At 64.4% G+C, this 17780-nt stretch carries 14 protein-coding genes; 12 read left to right on the top strand and 2 right to left on the bottom strand.

Annotated features, from left to right (window positions below; all coding sequences use genetic code 11):
• Positions 1–58: 58 nt before the first annotated feature.
• Positions 59–1192 carry a GlxA family transcriptional regulator gene (locus HWX14_RS08985; protein WP_244130184.1) on the top strand — a complete coding sequence of 378 codons (1134 nt, stop codon included), beginning with the start codon at positions 59–61 and terminating at the stop codon, positions 1190–1192.
• Positions 1193–1237: 45 nt separating this feature from the next.
• Here HWX14_RS08985 and HWX14_RS08980 read toward each other — a convergent pair whose 3' ends face one another.
• Positions 1238–2830, bottom strand: coding sequence for a M60 family metallopeptidase (locus tag HWX14_RS08980; protein WP_244130240.1), 1593 nt, complete (start codon positions 2828–2830; stop codon positions 1238–1240).
• On the opposite strand from HWX14_RS08980, the gene HWX14_RS36365 reads away from it, so the two are divergent.
• The 11 genes from HWX14_RS36365 to HWX14_RS08930 all read left to right on the top strand — a co-directional run bounded on the left by HWX14_RS36365 (position 2741) and on the right by HWX14_RS08930 (position 15968).
• Positions 2741–3550: a hypothetical protein gene (locus HWX14_RS36365; RefSeq protein ID WP_244130252.1), complete on the top strand. Its 810-nt coding sequence runs from the start codon at positions 2741–2743 to the stop codon at positions 3548–3550. The genes HWX14_RS08980 and HWX14_RS36365 overlap by 90 nt on opposite strands.
• Before the next feature lie 437 nt (positions 3551–3987).
• Positions 3988–4890: an AraC family transcriptional regulator gene (locus tag HWX14_RS08975; protein WP_175882409.1), complete on the top strand. Its 903-nt coding sequence runs from the start codon at positions 3988–3990 to the stop codon at positions 4888–4890.
• A gap of 225 nt (positions 4891–5115) precedes the next feature.
• The gene (locus tag HWX14_RS08970; protein ID WP_244130183.1) at positions 5116–6201 is read left to right on the top strand and encodes a sugar transferase; all 1086 of its coding nucleotides are present in this window, start codon (positions 5116–5118) and stop codon (positions 6199–6201) included.
• A 56-nt stretch (positions 6202–6257) separates the two neighbouring features.
• Positions 6258–7373, top strand: coding sequence for a polysaccharide biosynthesis/export family protein (locus HWX14_RS08965; RefSeq protein WP_347879820.1), 1116 nt, complete (start codon positions 6258–6260; stop codon positions 7371–7373).
• A gap of 16 nt (positions 7374–7389) precedes the next feature.
• On the top strand, positions 7390–9705 hold the full coding sequence (locus HWX14_RS08960) for a GNVR domain-containing protein (protein ID WP_175882408.1): 2316 nt from the start codon (positions 7390–7392) through the stop codon (positions 9703–9705).
• 122 nt (positions 9706–9827) lie between these two features.
• A complete protein-coding gene (locus HWX14_RS08955) occupies positions 9828–10985 on the top strand; it encodes a translocase (protein ID WP_244130182.1) in 1158 nt (385 codons plus the stop codon).
• A complete protein-coding gene (locus tag HWX14_RS08950; protein WP_175882407.1) occupies positions 10982–12172 on the top strand; it encodes a capsular biosynthesis protein in 1191 nt (396 codons plus the stop codon). The genes HWX14_RS08955 and HWX14_RS08950 overlap by 4 nt, the downstream gene beginning before the upstream one ends.
• A gap of 4 nt (positions 12173–12176) precedes the next feature.
• Complete coding sequence (locus tag HWX14_RS08945) at positions 12177–12707, top strand: serine acetyltransferase (protein WP_175883534.1); 531 nt, start codon at positions 12177–12179, stop codon at positions 12705–12707.
• On the top strand, positions 12704–13645 hold the full coding sequence (locus HWX14_RS08940; RefSeq protein ID WP_175882406.1) for a glycosyltransferase family 1 protein: 942 nt from the start codon (positions 12704–12706) through the stop codon (positions 13643–13645). The genes HWX14_RS08945 and HWX14_RS08940 overlap by 4 nt, the downstream gene beginning before the upstream one ends.
• Positions 13642–14874 carry an EpsG family protein gene (locus HWX14_RS08935; RefSeq protein ID WP_175882405.1) on the top strand — a complete coding sequence of 411 codons (1233 nt, stop codon included), beginning with the start codon at positions 13642–13644 and terminating at the stop codon, positions 14872–14874. The genes HWX14_RS08940 and HWX14_RS08935 overlap by 4 nt, the downstream gene beginning before the upstream one ends.
• Positions 14871–15968: a glycosyltransferase gene (locus HWX14_RS08930; RefSeq protein ID WP_175882404.1), complete on the top strand. Its 1098-nt coding sequence runs from the start codon at positions 14871–14873 to the stop codon at positions 15966–15968. Before HWX14_RS08935 ends, HWX14_RS08930 begins: the two co-directional genes overlap by 4 nt.
• Positions 15969–16213: 245 nt before the next feature.
• Here HWX14_RS08930 and HWX14_RS08925 read toward each other — a convergent pair whose 3' ends face one another.
• Positions 16214–17623 carry a discoidin domain-containing protein gene (locus HWX14_RS08925; RefSeq protein WP_175882403.1) on the bottom strand — a complete coding sequence of 470 codons (1410 nt, stop codon included), beginning with the start codon at positions 17621–17623 and terminating at the stop codon, positions 16214–16216.
• Positions 17624–17780 lie beyond the last annotated feature (157 nt).

The following is a 17780-nucleotide window of genomic DNA, read 5'->3' as shown; positions in this document are numbered from 1 at the left end:
GGTGCAGTGCAGCAACGGCCCGATGCCCAGACAACGTATGGAGCTAGGGTTTAGCCGTATGGCACGCTTGTTGCACTCGCTCACACAATACCGCAGCCCGATCCGTGCCCCGGGCCAAAAGCTATTAGAGATTCAAGGAACGCCCCCCATGTCGCCCGACCGCACAGCGTCGCTGTCCCACTTCGCGTTCATGCCGTTACCGAACTTCACGATGATTGCGTTCACCAATGCGATCGAGGTGCTTCGGATGGCGAACTACCTGAGCGGCCAGCCGCTCTACCGCTGGTCGGTGATCAGCCCGGACGGCGGTCCGGTCACGGCGAGCAACGGCCTCACGGTCGACACGGGACCGGCCGAATGCGTGGGGCAACCCGACATCGTGTTCGTGTGCGGCGGCGTCGACGTGCAGCGCGCGACCTCGCCCGCCCATCTGTCGACACTGCGCCGCTTCGCGCGCCTGGGGCTGCCGCTCGGCAGCCTGTGCACGGGCACCTATGCGCTCGCGAAATCGGGGCTGCTCGCGGGCTACGCGTGCGCGATCCACTGGGAGAACATGTCGGCGCTGAAGGAAGAGTTTCCGGACACGCGCTTCCTGAAGGAACTGTTCGTGATCGACCGCGACCGCATCACGTGCACGGGCGGCGTCGCGCCGCTCGACATGATGCTGAACCTGATCGCCGCGCGCGTGGGCACCGCGCGCGTCACGCAGATCGCCGAGCAGTTCATCGTCGAACACGTGCGCGACACGAGCGCGCAGCAGCGCATGCCGCTCGTCGCGCGCCTCGGCTCGGCGAACAAGTCGCTGTTCGAAGTGATCTCGCTGATGGAGAACAACATCGAGGAGCCGCTGTCGCGCGAGGAACTCGCGCGCCTCGCGAACATGTCGCAGCGGCAGTTGCAGCGCCTGTTCCGCGAGCATCTCGGGATGACGCCGACGCACTATTACCTGACGCTGCGGCTGCGCCGTGCGCGCGAGCTGCTGCTGCAGACCGACATGTCGATCATGCACATCACGATGGCGTGCGGCTTCCAGTCGGCATGCCACTTCAGCAAGAGCTATCGCGACGCGTTCGGCGTTGCGCCGACGCGCGAACGGCGCAAGCAGGTGGCGCCGCTGGCTCAAGGGCAGTCGGGAGGCTCGTTGCTACCGCCGCTTGCGCTGCATGCAGGCCCGGTTCACGCCCCGGCGTGAACGAACCCGCGCAACGCGAACACGCACGGCACTCGCCTGCTCGATCTATCGCCGGTACTGGTTGCCATCGTAGCTGCCGATATATTGCCAGTCCGCGTTGCTCGTCCAGTCGATCGGAAAGTACCCGTAGCGCGCATTGAGAAGTCGGAAGTAGTCGCGGGTATTGCGATACGGATTGTCGTAGCCGTATACGTCTCCGATCACGCCGGCTCGCGCGTCGCTCCATACGCGCATGGCCGCCTTGCGCTGCTTCGCGAGTACCGTCAGATCGAACGCACGCGACGGCGCATACGATTCGCCGTTATAGCTGCCGAGATGGCGCCACGATGCGTTGCTCGTCGCATCGATCGGGAAATAACCGTATTCCGGAGACATCAGCCGAAAGTAGTCACGCGTGACCCGGTACGGATTCGAATACACGTACAGGTCGCCTGTCGTACCGCGCCGGCTGCTGTGCCACTTCCGCAGCGCACCGTCACCGAATGCGCCGCTCATCATCGCGTCATAAAGAGAACCGCCGTCACCGACAATCTGGATCGAGCCGCCCAGTGTCGTCGTGGTGCGGCCATCGGTTACGATCACGCGAATCGGCGCAAGCGCACCGGGCAGCGCGTCGACTGGCGCGCTCAATACGACGCTCGGACCCGACGCTGCCGATGCTCGAAAGCCGGGCGGGATATCCCACTTGTATTGAAGCGGACGGCCATTTGAATTGACGACTTCCGCACCGACGGTGAAATCGCGGCCGGCGATCACGGCCGGCGGCATCGTGATCCTTCCCGCCGGCGCCTGTTCGTGAAGCGCGTAGGTGTGCGCGACGGCATCGTCGCGATTGTCCCAGACGGGCTTGTCGAGCACGGCAAGCCGCAACGCCGCGACATCCGCACGCGTCTGCGCATCGACTCGCAAGCGCCATCTTTCGAAGAAAGGCAACAGGTCGTGCCCCGCCACGCGACTCGTTTCGACGATGAACGTTCGACGCTTCTGCTGGTCGCTCACCGGCAGCTCCGCCGTCGTGAGCGTCCGATAGCGCTGCGCCAGCCGCGCATGGAAATCCTTGCCGAACGCGAGATCGAGTTGCCACAGCATTGCCGCGCGAACCAGCGGATCGCGCAGTGAATCGTAATCGTCCTGCGAGCCGTCAAGATGAGCGCGTACCCTGTCCCACACGCGTTCGCCGACGAGCGTCGACGGCTGGCCGAGCGCGCGCTGAACATAGAGCGGCGTCAGCAGGCTCACCGCGTCCTGCTGGCCGCTCCATGACATCGCCGGTATCCGGTAATGAATGCCCAGTTGCGACCACGATGCCCAGCCATTCCGCATCAGCGCGTCGACGTTCAGTGCGGCCTTCGCGTCACTCGTACGCACGCCGAGCCAGTAGTCCGTCGCCGATGCATTGCGGCCCGCTGCGTCCGGCAGCGTGACGAAGTGGTGACGAAACGGCGTCGCGATACCTGGGTAGACGTTGCCGCGCGCCAGACCGTATTGCTCTTCCGCGGCCGAAACGATGCGGTCCCACAGGGCGAGCAAAGGCTCGGGATCGGCGACATGATCCCGTACCAGCACGAGCGGCATCGTCACGATCATTCGTTTTCCGACGAGCTCCGCATAGGGTTCACCCGACGCACGGTTCAGCATCGCGGGCCAGTCGATTGCCCGATCCCGCCCCAGGACGAACCGGGCAATCGAGCGCCCGCCGCCCACCAGCCGGACCGCGATGCGGCCCGCGCCGGGCCAGCTGCGAGCGACGAAGTAAACCACACCGCCGTGCTTGACAGGAACGGTATTCAGACCGGGGCGAAGACCGTACCGTTGCCGCGTGACGGCTGGCTCGTCCGTGCTCGCGACCGACTCGATCCACACTTCCGGAGCCAGCTCGGGCGGCGGCCCGCAGTATGTGACCTGAATCGTCAGCGCGGCGTCGCGCGGCGCCCAGAAACCCGTCGACTGCACCGGGCTCGTCAGAAAGGCACGCCGTTGGCCTCGCTGCAATTCAGCGGGATCGCCGAACTGACGGAGCGCCGCGTCGCATATGCCCGGGATCGGTCCGCTCGACGCGGCAGCCGGGACTACCGCAACGAACAGCGACATTGCCGCCGCGATGGCCCCGCACACGACAACGCGTACTCGATGAAATGGATGCTGGTTCATGATCGTTCGACTATCCCCATAGTGATCTGGATCCACACCGTCAATGAAGCGACGCCCCGACAATATTCCACGATGCTTGAAGATTACCGATTCACCTCACCCGACAATATGAGACAAGTTCGAAATCTATATTTGGTTTCCGCCAAATTGAAACCGGCGTCAATTAACCGGCATATGATCCGATGCACACCGTGCAGCCTGCCGTAAAAAACCGGCACTTCCGAATGAATGCCGAGCTTCCGCCGAAGCGTCCGCCCGCCACCTCGATTACCGTGCCGACTCGAATTTGATCCGGATCATTTCCGGACTTCCGAATTTCTGGCATATGACACACCAGACAATGCCGACCGCCCGTGCATGCGGTATTTTGCGAAGCAGCGATCCTGCGATGCGGTATTTTCATCGGCCTCGCAATGAGGTTGTCCATCAAAAATAAACCGACTCATCAACCACATTTCGAGATATTTCGACTATCAAATATAGATAGTCATTCAATTATAAAAAACCGAGATCGAGAAACGACCCAACACGCGACAAAATCCGCCATTTTTGCACCAGAAACTGACAAAAATAAAAAATCCCATTGCATTTATATGCACTCCGAATATGATCGACACGAATTCGAACTAGAGAGGAATGACGACATGACCGACGATGTCGTTGCCGACCACGACTACGTTCCCGATGGTGCTCGACTCGGGTCAGACATGACCAGACTGCGGGCCAGGGTCGGCGCGTTTCTCCATGACGGCTTTTCACTGCAGCAGGTCGAAGGGTTCTGTCTCGCAGTGTTGGGGCGCGGTGCAGAGGACGCTGCTTCGATCGGCCGACAAACGGAATACGAATTGCTGATGCTCTCGACGACTGGTGGTGCGGTGCGCTCATCGTCCGGCATACCGGTGTGGACGCAACGACTGTCGACTCAAGCCAGGCATCTGGTCTGTATCGTTGCGTTCGATCCCGTGGTCGCCCCTGATATGTCAGGCCAGTCGCGTCCGCCCGTCACGGTGCCGTGCACGCACGGGGCGGCCGCCACCGCGGCCGACGGTACATGCGACGCGGTGTCTGCGAACGGTTGGGAATTCCATGCTGCCGACAGCACGCTGTCGGCGCTCGACGCCGATCATGAAAGACACGATGCGTGCCGCAGCCCGCGGCACGCGATCGCGGATCATGGCCGCACGCAGACGCGCGACACGAGTATCAGTCACCGGATCCTCGTGTCTGCGGCTTGGTTGCGAGATAACCATGCGAAGCACATCTCGATCGCCGAGGCCGCAGCGGTCGCCAGAATGAGCGAGCGGAATTTCGTACGGCGTTTCAAGCAGGAAATCGGCGTCGTCCCGTCGGAATTCGTCCGGCGCATCCGCCTCGACGAAGCGTGCCAGATGCTCGCGGACAGCGACCTTCCGGCGGACAAGATCGCAAGGCGCACTGGGTTCAGCCGCGGAACCCAGATGGCAAGAATCTTTCGCCAGTACCTGGCGATGTCGCCGACCGAGTATCGGCACGCGATGCGCGCGCCCCGCGATTCCGCGGGCCCGTAGCCACTGGAACACCAATCGCCCGGATTCCGCATCGATCACGATCGATCGCGCCCCGGGTCGATTCGCGAACAGTCAACGACATTAGCTCAATGGCGGCCCGTGCCGGACACGCATCTTCGATGCGATTGTGGCCATCCGCCCGGCCCGACGTCACTTCACGCGCATGGTCGCAGTTACCCGACGATCGCAGCGCGTCGCTGCGTGACTCCCGCAGGAGCACAACCAATGGATCCGATCCGTTCCCGTTCGTTCGTTATGCCGCGCATCGTCGATCTGTCGATGATCGTCTCAGGCGCTATTGCGCCGGTCGCCATCGGCATCGACGCAGAAGCCGACGCGCTGGTCGACGGCACGCCGGTCGCGCTCGCGGCCGCGTTCGCACTGTCGGTCTTTCCTGCATTCGGGCTCTACGCAGCCGATCGACGACGCTCAGCTACCCGGCTGTTGAGCAGCACCGTCGTCGCGTGGGCTGTCGTGCAAGGCTGCTGTGCCGGACTGCTGTTCGCCCTGGATCACGAGCGCGCGCTGCCGCCAGCGTGGTTCGCGTGCTGGACACTGGTGACGTGTATCGGCCTGCTCGCCATACGCGGGCTCGCGCTCGTCGGCTCCGGCACCGACCGGCACCTTGGGTCGATTACGCCATCGCCGAATCGCGACCGCGCGATCGTGGCGACTGCGACGCGTTTCAACGGCGCACCGAACGCGTGCGGCACCGCAAAACGCGTACTCGACCTGATCGTCGCAACCATCCTCATCGTACTGCTGTCGCCGCTGCTTGCCGTCATTGCACTTGCGATTCGGCTCGACGGTGGCCCATGCCTGTACGCCCACGTGCGAATCGGGCATCGAGGACGCCCCTTTCGCTGTCTGAAATTTCGCACGATGAGGACGGATGCCGACCATCAACTGAAACGGCTGCTGGAAACCGATCCGCAAGCACGAACCGAATGGGCATGCGGATTCAAGCTGAAACATGACACACGCATCACGGCGATCGGGCGCATGTTGCGGCGCACGAGCCTCGACGAGCTGCCGCAGTTCGTCAACGTGATACGCGGCGACATGAGCCTCGTGGGCCCCCGGCCGGTCGTCAGCGCGGAGCTGTCCCGCTACGGCTCGGACATCGCGTACTACCTCGCGGTGCGGCCGGGCATGACGGGCCTGTGGCAAGTCAGCGGCCGCAACGACATCGGCTATGCAGCGCGCGTCGCACTCGATGTGCGCTACGTGCGCACCTGGTCGATGGCTCGCGACCTGCGCATTCTGGTCAAGACCATCGGTGTGGTGGCGCGCGGCACGGGTGCATATTGATGGCCTCGCCCGCACGTACGAACCGGCTGCCGTACCGACCGATCGCGCTATCGCTCGTGAGCGCCGCACTCACGGGATGCATCGGCGCGCCAGGCATGCGCATGCAGTTGCCGCCGACGATCGCGGCGAGTTCCGCCGCCACTCCAGGCGCACCGCCCACGTCGCATGATCGCGTGCCGGCGGAAGCGCCGGTTCCCGTTCACGACATCAGCGCCAAACTGATTCAGGCGACGCAGCGCACCAGCCGGCACATCGCTGCCAATGCCGCACGTCTGCTGGCGGCCGCAGCCCCCGGTTACCGGGTCGGCGCCGGCGACGTGCTGGAAATCGTCGTATGGGATCATCCGGAACTCACCCAGGCGTCGGGTCCGCACACGTCGTCGCCGGTACGCCCCGCCGACGCGCCGATCGGCTTCGTCGTCGATCCTGACGGCACGCTGCAGTTTCCGTATGTCGGCACATTGCAGGTGGCCGGGCGAACGGTCGGCGACATTCGCGGGCTGCTCGCCAGCCGGCTCGCGCAATGGTTCCGCGGCCCGCAAGTCACGGTGCGCATCGCGTCGTTTCGGTCAAAGCGCATCTATGTCGAAGGCGAGGTTCGCGAGCCCGGTTCGTATGCGCTGAACGATACCGACACGACGCTGCACGATGCAATCGGCCGCGCCGGCGGCTTTTCGGCGCAGGCCGATCAGAGCCGCGTCTTCATCGTCCGCGACGGCAACGAGATCCAGCTCGATCTGTCCGGCTCGGCGGGCCCCGGACATGACCCTGCGCGCATCGCCATGCAGGCCGGCGATCGGCTGCGCATCGCGTCGCGCGACGATGCCGCGGTCTTCGTCTTGGGGGAGGTCAACAAGCCGGGGCGGGCCGTACCGTCGCGCAATGGCCGGCTTACGCTCAGCGATGCGCTCGCGCAAGCCGGCAGCATGAACCAGGCGACCGCGGATGCCGCGCAGTTGTATGTCATCCGTGGCTCGGCAGGCACGACACCGCAGATTTACCGACTCGACGCAACATCGCCTGTCGCGCTGGTCCTCGCGAATCAGTTCGAGCTCGAACCGCAAGACATCGTGTACATCGACGGCGGCAGTCTCGTTCGGGTCAATCGGGTCTTGAGCCTGTTGATGCCCGCGATCAACGCGGGCCTGACGGCGGCGATCGCAACCAAATGATCCGCGTCTCCCGTTTGTGTCGCACGGCGCTCAACCCGTCCGTCCCGGCCGGCGATCCGCGCGCGAACCGGCCCTCTCCAGTCGCCTGCGAGGAAGCGCATCGATGATCAAAGCACGTGGCGGCCGCGACGCCCGCGAGCCGTTTCCGGACGGCACGCGATTCGTCGCGACACTCGAAACGCTACTCGACGGCAAACGAACGATCGCGGCCACGCTGTGCGCCTCGCTTTTGATCGGTGCGGTCTACATCGTCGCTGCACCATCGGTCTATCAGGCGGAAATCCTCGTCCAGATCGTTGACAGCAGCGACGCAGGCGCCGCCCGGAGCCTGCTCGGCGAGGTGTACACGCTGTTCGACGTCAAATCGACCGCGGCGGCCGAAACGCAGATCCTGACTTCCCGGCTCGTGCTGTCCCGTACGGTCGATGCGCTGAACCTTTTCATCGACGCGCGGCCGGAACGCTTCCCGCTCGTCGGCGACTGGGTCGCACGGCAAACGGCAGGTCTGTCCGAGCCGGGCATCTTCGGCTACGGCGGCTACACGTGGGCGCAGGAACGCATCGACGTTGCGGGTTTCGACGTGCCGCATGCCTATCTCGACCAGCGCTTCACCGTGACGCGACTCGGCGCCTCTCGCTATCGGCTCGACGGTCCCATGCTGCGCGCGCCCGTTGACGGGCAGATCGGACGACGTGAACGATTTCCGTCTCCGGGCGGCGACATCATGCTGCACGTCGCGTCGATCGACGCGCGCGCCGGAGCCCGCTTCGCGCTTGCGCGCCATTCGCGCACCCGCACCCTCGAGCGGCTACGCACCGACGTGAACGCATGGGAGAAAGTCAAACAGTCGGATGTCATCGTCGCGACGCTACGCGGCGGCGATCCGGTGCTCGCCACCCGCATATTGAACGAGATCGGCAGCCAGTACGTCGCGCTGAACACCGAGCAGCGGTCGCTCGAGGCCGCTCGATCGCTGTCGTTTCTCGAGCGGCAGGAGCCGCTCCTGAAGGCGCGACTGACCGAATCCGAAGCGCGCCTTACCGCGCTGCGCAACCGGCAGGCGAGCATCGATCTCGCCGAGGAGGCGAGGATCGCGCTGATCCGGTCGGCCGACGATGTGTCGCGCCTGATCGAACTCCGGCAACGTCGCGAAACGCTGCTGTCGCGCTATGCGCCCGGTCACCCGGAAGTGCTCGCCGTCGATCGTCAGATCTCGCTTCTCGATCGCGACCGAATGCGGGCGGACGAAAAAATCCGCAGCCTGCCGGACCTGCAGCAGCAGGTGTTGCGCCGCATGCTCGACGTCAAGGTCAATACCGACCTCTACACTGCGCTGCTGAACAACATTCAGCAACTTCAGCTCGTGCGGGCGGGCAAGATCGGCAACGTGCGCCTCGTCGATGCCGCGAACGTCCCGGAAGAACCCATCGGTCCGAGAAAGAAGCTGATCGTCATCGCATCGGCGCTGTTCGGCCTCGTCACCGGCTGCGCGTGCGCGGTTGCACGCACGATGCTGCGCCGCGGCGTGACCGACCCGCACGCAATCGAGCACCACGTCGGCGTCCGCGTACTGGTCAGCGTGCCATTCAGCGCCGCCGCGCGAACATTCGCGCACGCGGCCGGACGCACACCGTCATGGTCTGCGATCGAGCGCGACGACCCGGCGATCGACAGTCTGCGCGCGTTGCGCGTGATGCTCGAACATTTGCGCTCACGGTCGGAGAACCCCATCGTCGTCCTGACCGACGCCACCGAACGCGCCGGCGCACGCTTCGTCGCCATGCGCCTGGCACTGATCTACGCGGCAGCGGCCGCTCGTGTGCTGGTGCTCGACGGCGACATGCGCACCGGGCGCCTGAGCCACGCGTGCGGCCATGGCCGCACACCCGGGTTGTCGGAGATCGCCGCCGACGGCCTCATGCCGGCGGATCTCGTGATCCGCGATGTCTCGAACGGCATCGATCTGTTGACCTCGGGCACGACAGGCGGCCATGCGGCCGATCGGTTGACGACCGAGCCGGTCTGGCAGCGTGTCACGGCATTCGCACGACGCTACGATGCCGTCTTGATCGCCTGCGGCCCGACGCTGGCCGGTCCGGATGCCGCGGCGCTCGCCAGCGTCGCGGACACGACGTTGCTCGTCGCGCGCGCGGGGCAAACGACGCTGAACCAGCTGGAAGACGCGATCGACCGGCTGACGTCGAGCGGCGCGAAAATCAGCGGCATCGTCCTGAACGGCGTCCATCCGCGCATGGGCCGCAAGGGACAGGACATTGCGCCCGACCGGCACGATCGCGACGCACGTGACCGATACGTGGAGCCGCAGGCATGACGTATCGCTCTCCTTCCCGCGTCGGCGCCGCGCTATCAGCCCGTGCCTCGGCAACCGGATCTCAGCTACGGGAATCGGCGATCTCGATCGTAGGCACCGCCCTCGCACAGGCCGCGTTCTTCATGTGCATCGCGCAAGTCGCGCGCGGTTACGGCCCCGAGGCGCTCGGCACGTTCAACTTTCAACTCGCGACCGGCACGCTCGGCGGAACGTTGCTGGCACTGCGCTACGATCTCGCATGCGTGAATCATGATCCGCGACGCGCGTTCACGGCGCTCGTCACCGTCGTCGCATTCGCCACATGCGTCGCCGGCTGCTGGTTCGCGACGTCGTATGTTGCCGGGCATCCCGCGTCCATCGTGTTGCTCGCGTTCGCGCTGACAGTCAACATGCAGCTCGTGGCGAACGGGTATCTCGGCAGTCTGCGTCGTTATGCGTGGATAGCGGCCGTGAAAGTCGTCGTCAATGCGCTGGCCGTCGTCGCGTTGCTCGTGCTATCGGAGGCCGGCTTTGATGGGCGCCCCGATCCGTTCGACGTTTATGCGGCGACGGCCGCACTCGTCACGTTCGTCATGCTCGTGGTCATTTTCCACCATGGCCGGCGGTGCGGGCATCCATTCCGGATCGACACGGCATTCTTCCGCGAACATCGCCGCTTCCCCATCTATATCCTGCCCGCGACACTGTGCGCGGCCGTGCTGACTCATGCGTTGTCGATCACGGTTCCACTGTGGTTTTCCGCGGCGGACGCCGGTCAATTCGCCGCGGCGTGGCGGATCGGCTTCTTCCCCGTTTCACTGATCGGGGCCGCGCTCGGCCCGGTCTTTCGCCGCGACGCGCTCGCCGCACTTGCCCGCGCCGACGCCCGTCTCGCACTGCGCACCGTCTATGCGAGCCACGCGCGCGTGCTGTTCGCGATCGCGCTGCTGTATGCGGTCGGCGCATCGACCGTGTTCCGCCCGCTCGTCGTTCTGTGCCTCGGGGAAGCGTGGCTGCCCGCGACGGATCTTCAGTTGCGTCTTATTCCGCTATTCGCGCTGCAGATCGTCTACGTACCGCTGTCGCAGATATTTCTCGCGGTTCGCGCACAACGTGCCGATTTTCTGTTTCAGCTTTCGTGCGGCGCGGTGTTGATCTGTACGCTGCTCGTCGCGCATCGACATGCGCTGCCGCTCACCGCGAGCGTGAGCCTGTTCGCATTTTCCGGCGCCGCGCTGATGGCGCTCGGTATCGCGCTGACGCATCGATACGCAACACTTTCCGACGGAGAACGAACATGAGACTGCTCGTGGTGGACTCGATGCAGCGCTATCGCTTCATGATCCGGCTTGCCCTGGCCGCACGCGACGAATTCCCGATCGCGTTCGCCACCAGTGAACCGCTCGCGCATTGGCTGATTCGACGGGCCGGTTTCCGCTCCATTTACCTGCGTTCCGACCGCAGTACCATCGCACCGGCCGGCGACTCGGGCTTCTGCTACGGCGATGCGATCGAGGTGCTCAGCGGGAGGATTTCGCGTAAACGAGCCCAGCTCGAATCGGCGAGCATCGTCAAAATCATCGCCGGGCTGATCGCGACCGAACGTGTGGCGCAATGCGTGATGTGGAACGGTCAGCAGCTCGTCTGCCGGGCGATCGCTCATGTCTGTTCCGAGCGCGGCGTGCCGATGAAATTCCTGGAGATCTCGAACTTGCCCGACAAGCTGTTCTCCGACACGCTCGGTGTCAACGCTCATTCGTCGATTGCACGCAGCCCGTCGATACTCGATCGCTTCCCTCTTCCCGACGAAACCTTGCATCGCGACTGGCTCGAGCACTACGAACGCGACAAGGCTCGCCCGCTTCCGCAAGCGGGGACTTCATCGCGCGCCATCCTTCAATCCGCGGTCAATTACGGTATGAAGCTGGCAACGCGAGGCGTCGGGCGCAACGATCCGGAAGCGATCGTCACGCGCCCGGCAGCGATCGACGCCCGGTACGCCGTTGCGCCGGACGCCCGAGAACTCGCGATACGGCGCTACGTGTTTCTCCCGTTGCAAGTGTCGGACGATACGCAACTGAAACTGCATTCGGATGTGGACAATCTCGAGGCGATCGGTATTGCGCTCCGTTACGCCGCACACGCTGATGCCGCGCTGATCGTCAAGGTACATCCGGCCGAACGCAGTACGGCGCTGGTCGACGCCGTCCTCGACATGAAACGGCGCCACGGTTTCGATATCGCGACCTCGAGAACCGTCGATCTCGTGAAGCATGCGTGCCTCGTCGTCACGATCAACTCGACCGTCGGGCTCGAAGCGATGCTGTACGGCAAGCAAGTCGTGCCCCTCGGGCGTTGCTTCTACCGATCGTTCGACCGCGATCGGCTCATGCGCTATATCCACGCGTTCCTGGTCGATGGGGTCGACTATTTCGGTACCGGCACCGTACCGGAACACGCCGCACGCCGCATTCTTTCACTCGATTGATGCCATGTCGATCACGCTTCGCACCACCTTCGACACCATGGTCGACGAATACCGGCGGAATCGCTTCGTGAAGACGCGCAGCATCGTCCTGTTCTTCCGGGTCGCGCATTATCTTGCGTGCCGCAGCGTCGCGACACGCATCGCCGGTGCGCCGCTCATCGCACTGTACATCGTGATATGCGACTGGCTGATGGGTGTCGAGATCCCGGTCAAGACCCGTATCGGGCGGGGGCTGACGCTCTTTCACGGCACCGGGCTCGTCATCAATGGCTTCTGCGTGATCGGCGAACGCTGCGTGCTCCGGCACGGCGTCACGATCGGCAACACGCTCCGTGCGGATGGGTCGACGAGCGGCGTGCCGGTCGTCGGAGACGACGTCGAATTCGGCGCCAACAGCATTGCGATCGGCGACATCCGGATCGGCAGCGGAGCGAGAATCGGCGCGGGTGCCGTGGTCGTCGGCGACGTTCCGGACGGCAGTGTCGCGGTCGGCGTGCCCGCACGCGCCGTCGTGCGCCGCGAGCAAATGCAATGAAACTCTTCATCCTGCATCCGGGCAGCGCGCACTACCCTGAAATCGATGCGTACACAACTTACTTCACAGCGCGCGGCTTCGAAGTCGCATCCGGATGTCACGGCGACCACGCGCGGCTTGCTTCGCCGGGCGACTGGATACTCTGGTGCATCATGGGCTTCTATCCACGCGCGCCGCGCGCCCGTCTGGTGATTCACGATTACCGCTCGTTGTCGATCGGCCATCTGGCGCCGGTGAAGGACCGAATCAAGCGCCATCTGCAGTACACGCCCGATCTGCGCATCTTTCAGAACGAGCTGCTCCGCGACGCGCTCGGATTTCGCGACGGCGTGCCGGCCTGTCTGTTGCCGATGGGCGTCCCGGACTGGATCTTCGCTCTGGCGCACGAACCGATTCCGGCCGGACCCGCCGGCCGCTTCTGCTATATCGGCGAGATGAGCATCGAGCGCCGATTCGACGACGTACTGCGTTCGTATCAGGATTACCGCCGCAAGCCCGAGGACACGCTCATGCTCGTCGGAGAACCGGATCCGCGCATTCGTGCGCGGTTCTCGAGCGTCCCGGGGATCACGTTCGCCGGACGACTGTCCCAGCGCGACGCGCTGCGGGTTGTCGCTCGATCGGACTACGCCGTGTGCTACTTCCCGACGCATCGCCCGCACTGCTACCAGACGCCGACCAAGCTGCTCGAGTACGCGGCGCTCGGCAAGCGCATTCTCTGTAACGGCTCGGCGACCCACGCCGCACTGTCGCGGTTGCTCGGCATTCGGTGCCACATGGCAGGCCGCGCGATATTCGACGATCTGCCCGCCCCTCTTCCGTCGATTCCTCCCAACGACCCCGACCGGCTGCGGCATATGACCTGGCGCACGGTCATCGATGCGTCCGGGGTCGCTGAATGGTTGTGGTCATCTGCCGAGCGCCGGAGCCGACGATGAAGCGCGCTGCGTCGTATACCGTTCCCGACTCCGACGCCGTCGTGCTCGCTTGCACGGCCGGCGCATGCGTTGCGGTGCTGTGGTTGCCGTTCTGGGTATTCGCCGGCTACTTGCTGATTCTGACGCTCGCCGGCACCGATCGACAGCCCGCCCCGCTGGCTGTTGCCGTACTGTGCGCTGCGGCGCTCGTCGCACTGGGGCCGCTCGTGGCGCTGAAGCTGCCAATACCGGCGCTCGGCAACGACAAGCCGCAATACCTGGGCTTCATGGCCGACATGCGCGCATTCGGCATCGACCTGTTTCTCGCCAAACAGCCCGAGCTGCTGTCATTTGCGTCGCTCCATGTGGCGGCGATGCTGTTTGGCATCAACGATCTCGCGTTCCTCGCACTTTTCGATATTTATTTCACGTTACTTCTCATTTCAGTGTGGCGGCTCGGATACCACGCACTGCCGCTCTTCGTGCTGCTGTTCCTTTCGGCTTCGTCATTTTTCGGCACATACGCAAATCTGATACGCCAGGCGATGGCACTACCTTTCATTTTTCTGATGATATCGGCGCGCAGCCGGCTGGCAATCGCCTGCCACGCTACATTATCCGGCCTCGCGCATCTGCCCGCGCTCACCGTCGCCGTGCCCTACGTGCTGTTGCGCTGCGCCGGACGTCGAATAGCGCCCGTCGGAATGGCCGCAGGCATGCTTGCGATATTCGCGTCCCGCCGCGACTGGAGCGCACTGGTATCGTCCGATAAGGCTGATTCGTATCTCTCCGGCAAGGTCAGCCTGTACGCGTCGTGGGAAAACGGCAACACGTTCAACGTGACGCTCTTCGCATGCATGCTCTATGCACTCTGCTGGGCCCTGTGGCGATGCAACCGGCCGCGACACGCAACTGCGGAGCGCCGAACGATCGAAGTCACGCAGCGCTGCCTTCTCGCGCTGACGGTTGCAGCGGTCGCGCTCGTCGCCACCCAGCAAATGTCCAAGGTCTATGAGCGTGTCTATATCTATTTCTTCGTGATCGCATTGATGACGCTGTCGCTGATCGTGTCGCAGATCGGCCGCGGACCGTTCAAGGCGTCCCTGCTGTGCGGCGCGCTCGGCTATGGCGCGTACGGCTTCGCAAAGAATCTCGACAACCAGCCGTTTCTGTTTCGCGGAGACGTCTACGCGTACCTCACTTCGAGCCTGCTCGATCTGTACCACGATTTCCTGATGGAGTTCGATTGAAAATCGTCCAGGTCGTCGAGTCGAGCGCAACCGGTACGCTCTCGATCGTCAGGCTGATCTCGAACCACTTCGCATCGCGAGGGCACGACGTCCATGTCATCTATTCGCGCCGCCCGGATACGCCCGCCGCGCTGCACGAGCTGTTCGACCGGCGCGTGGCGCTGCACCGTGTGCAGATGGCGAGCGTGCGCGACCTGGCATCTATCGTGACATTGCGTCACATCCTCGTGCGGCTGCAACCGGACGTCGTCCATTTGCATTCGTCCCGCGCGGGATTTTTAGGCCGCATCGCCGCACTGGGCACGCTCGGCGCAACGAGATTCCTTTACAGTCCGCATTGCATCGCGTTCATGCGCCGCGACCTGTCGGCGGCAGGACGATACGTGTTGGTGATGTTGGAGCGTATCGCGTCCATCAGACGCTGTCTGTATGTCGCGTGCTCGGCCAGCGAGCAATGCGCGATCCGGTCGCGCCTGCGGCGGCCAGTCCAGGTCGTCGAGAACGCGATCGCGCATGGGATGACGCCGTTACGTCGCCGCGCCGCGACCGGCAAATGCGAAATCGTGACGGTCGGCGGCATCCGCCCACAAAAGAATCCGCATCTGTTCGCCGAGATCGCAGCGCGACTGCGGGGCCCGTGCATCCATTTCACGTGGGTCGGCGACGGCGATCCGGCCCTGAGGCTTCAGCTCGCGGCGGCCGGCGTACACGTCACCGGCTGGCTCGCCCACGGCGCCGTTGCGGCGCAGCTCGCCAGCGCCGACATCTATCTGTCGACGTCGTCGTGGGAAGGCATGCCGATCGCGGTGATCGAGGCGATGGCATGCGGTCTTCCAGTCGTCGCGACACGCTGTGCCGGCAATGTCGACGTCATCGATGCGCCCTGTACCGGCGTGCTGTTCGACAGCGCGGACGAAGCCATCACGACGCTCGGGCGGCTTGCGGGCGATCCGCTGGCGCGCGAAACCATCGGCACCGCAGCTCGCAGCGCGGCCCGCGCGCGTTTCGACGATGCGCGCTTTTTCCGGCAGCTTGACGCCCTTTATAACGGGCAGACCGTATCGAGCGTACCTGGCGATTCGGCGTCCGCTTGATGTCATCGACGCGTGAGCGCCAACGCGGCCTGCGCAGCAGCGGCCCGCGCATCGATCCGGGAGCGCCATCTTCGACACCGATTCGCACAGATCGACGGCTCGATCCTGCAGCGCTGGGCCTAACGTGTCGGGATTCAGTGCGGGTTTTCTATCGATCCAAGGCGCTCTGATGCGACACCGCGCCTTGACCGGCCCGCACAACGCGGGCCGTCTTCCCTGCCGTTCACAGCTCTTCCGGCTAGCGCTTACGATCCCCACACCTGCATTTCATAGAGCGAATACCCCCACTGCGTCGCCCGCTTCGTGCCGAGCATCCGCACGTAGCGGCCGCTTCCGTTGAGATTCGGCAGCGTGACGTGGCTATATGAACCGCCATTGCTCGTCGAGTAGATCGTCGTCCAGTTCACGTTGTCGTTCGACGTCTGGATCTGGTAGACGAGCGCGCCCGCATCCCAGTACAGATCGACGCTGCTGATGGTCTTCGTCGCGCCGAGATCGACCGAGATCCATTGCGGATCGACGCCCGTGCCTTCCGGCGAATCCCAGCGCGTGCTCGTCGTGTTGCCGTCGAACGCCTTGTCCGGCGTGAGCGATGCGTTGTAGCTCGCCGACGCCGCGGCCGGCCGCCCCTGCGACAGCAGCGTGCGCGTCACGGCCGACCCGCCGTAGTAGTTCGCGCCGAGCTTCGCCCTCGTCGCGTCGGCATTCACGCCGAACTGCGACAGGCTCCAGCGCTGACCGGTCGTCACGTCGCCGACGTAGAGCTGATAGCCGCCCGCCGTCGTCGACGAGAAAAACAGGTAATTCGTACCACTGACGGGCGCCGGGTCCGAGTTGTTGCTCATGCAGTCGTTGAGCGCCAGCGCGCTCGGCGTCGAGGCCGGGTCGGCCGTCTTCGCATAGATCTGGTCGGCCCCGCCGCTGTCCTTCCAGCGCGCGTAGTACACCATGCCGTCCGCACGGACGGTCGGGTAATACGTCTGCAGCCCGGCCGGACGATCGAACACGGCGGTCGCGCCGGTCGCGATCGTGCGCTTCATCAGCCCCATGTTCGAGCCGGTGCCGGTCGCGTAGTACACGGCGCTCGCGTCCGGCGCGAGGAACGGCATCGAGTATTCGGCGCCGGCCGGCGCATTCGTCAGGCTCACGACCGACGTGAACACCGGGCCCGCGCTCGTGTACGACAGCGTCGCCTGCTTGACGTCGCCGTTCTGCTTGAACACGAGCGTCTTGCCGTCCGTGCTGAACTTCGGGTCTTCGTTGCGCGTGGCGCCCGTGCTGTTCGTCATGTTGACGGGCGGCGTGCCGGCGCCGAGCTGCAGCATGAACACGTTCCATGCGCCGTTGCGGATGCCCATGAACGCGAGCCACTTGCCGTCGGGGCTGAACACGCCGTTCATCGGATCGGTGATGCCCCACGCGCTCTTGCTGAGCTGCGTCAGCGTGCGGGCCGAGAAATCGTAGAGGAACAGCTGGCTCGTGCCGTCGCCGTACTTGACGTAGCTGTGGTAGACGAGCTTGCCGGTCAGCGCGGCGGGGAACGTCGCGTTCGACTGGGCGGCGGGATTGTTGATGCAGGCTGCGGCGGCCACGCCGCTGAACAGGTTGAGGGCGATGCCGGCCACGAGGCCCGCGACGAGGGTCTTCAATTTCACGCTGGATGCTTCCGGGTAAGGTAAGGACGCCGCAGACAAGGACTCGCGCGACACGCGCGGGCGTCTCGGATTCGCGGTCGGGCAGCGTGAATTCCGTATCGGTCGGACAGCGGGAACAAAGCTTGCGAGAGGATGCCCGCTTGTCAGACGAAAGAAC

The sequence above is a fragment of the Burkholderia sp. BCC0044 genome (assembly GCF_902832955.1).
In the GTDB taxonomy this organism is placed as follows: Bacteria; Pseudomonadota; Gammaproteobacteria; order Burkholderiales; family Burkholderiaceae; genus Burkholderia.
The sequence above is the reverse complement of the archived record's forward strand: the minus strand, read 5'-3'. Positions and strand labels throughout refer to the sequence as shown.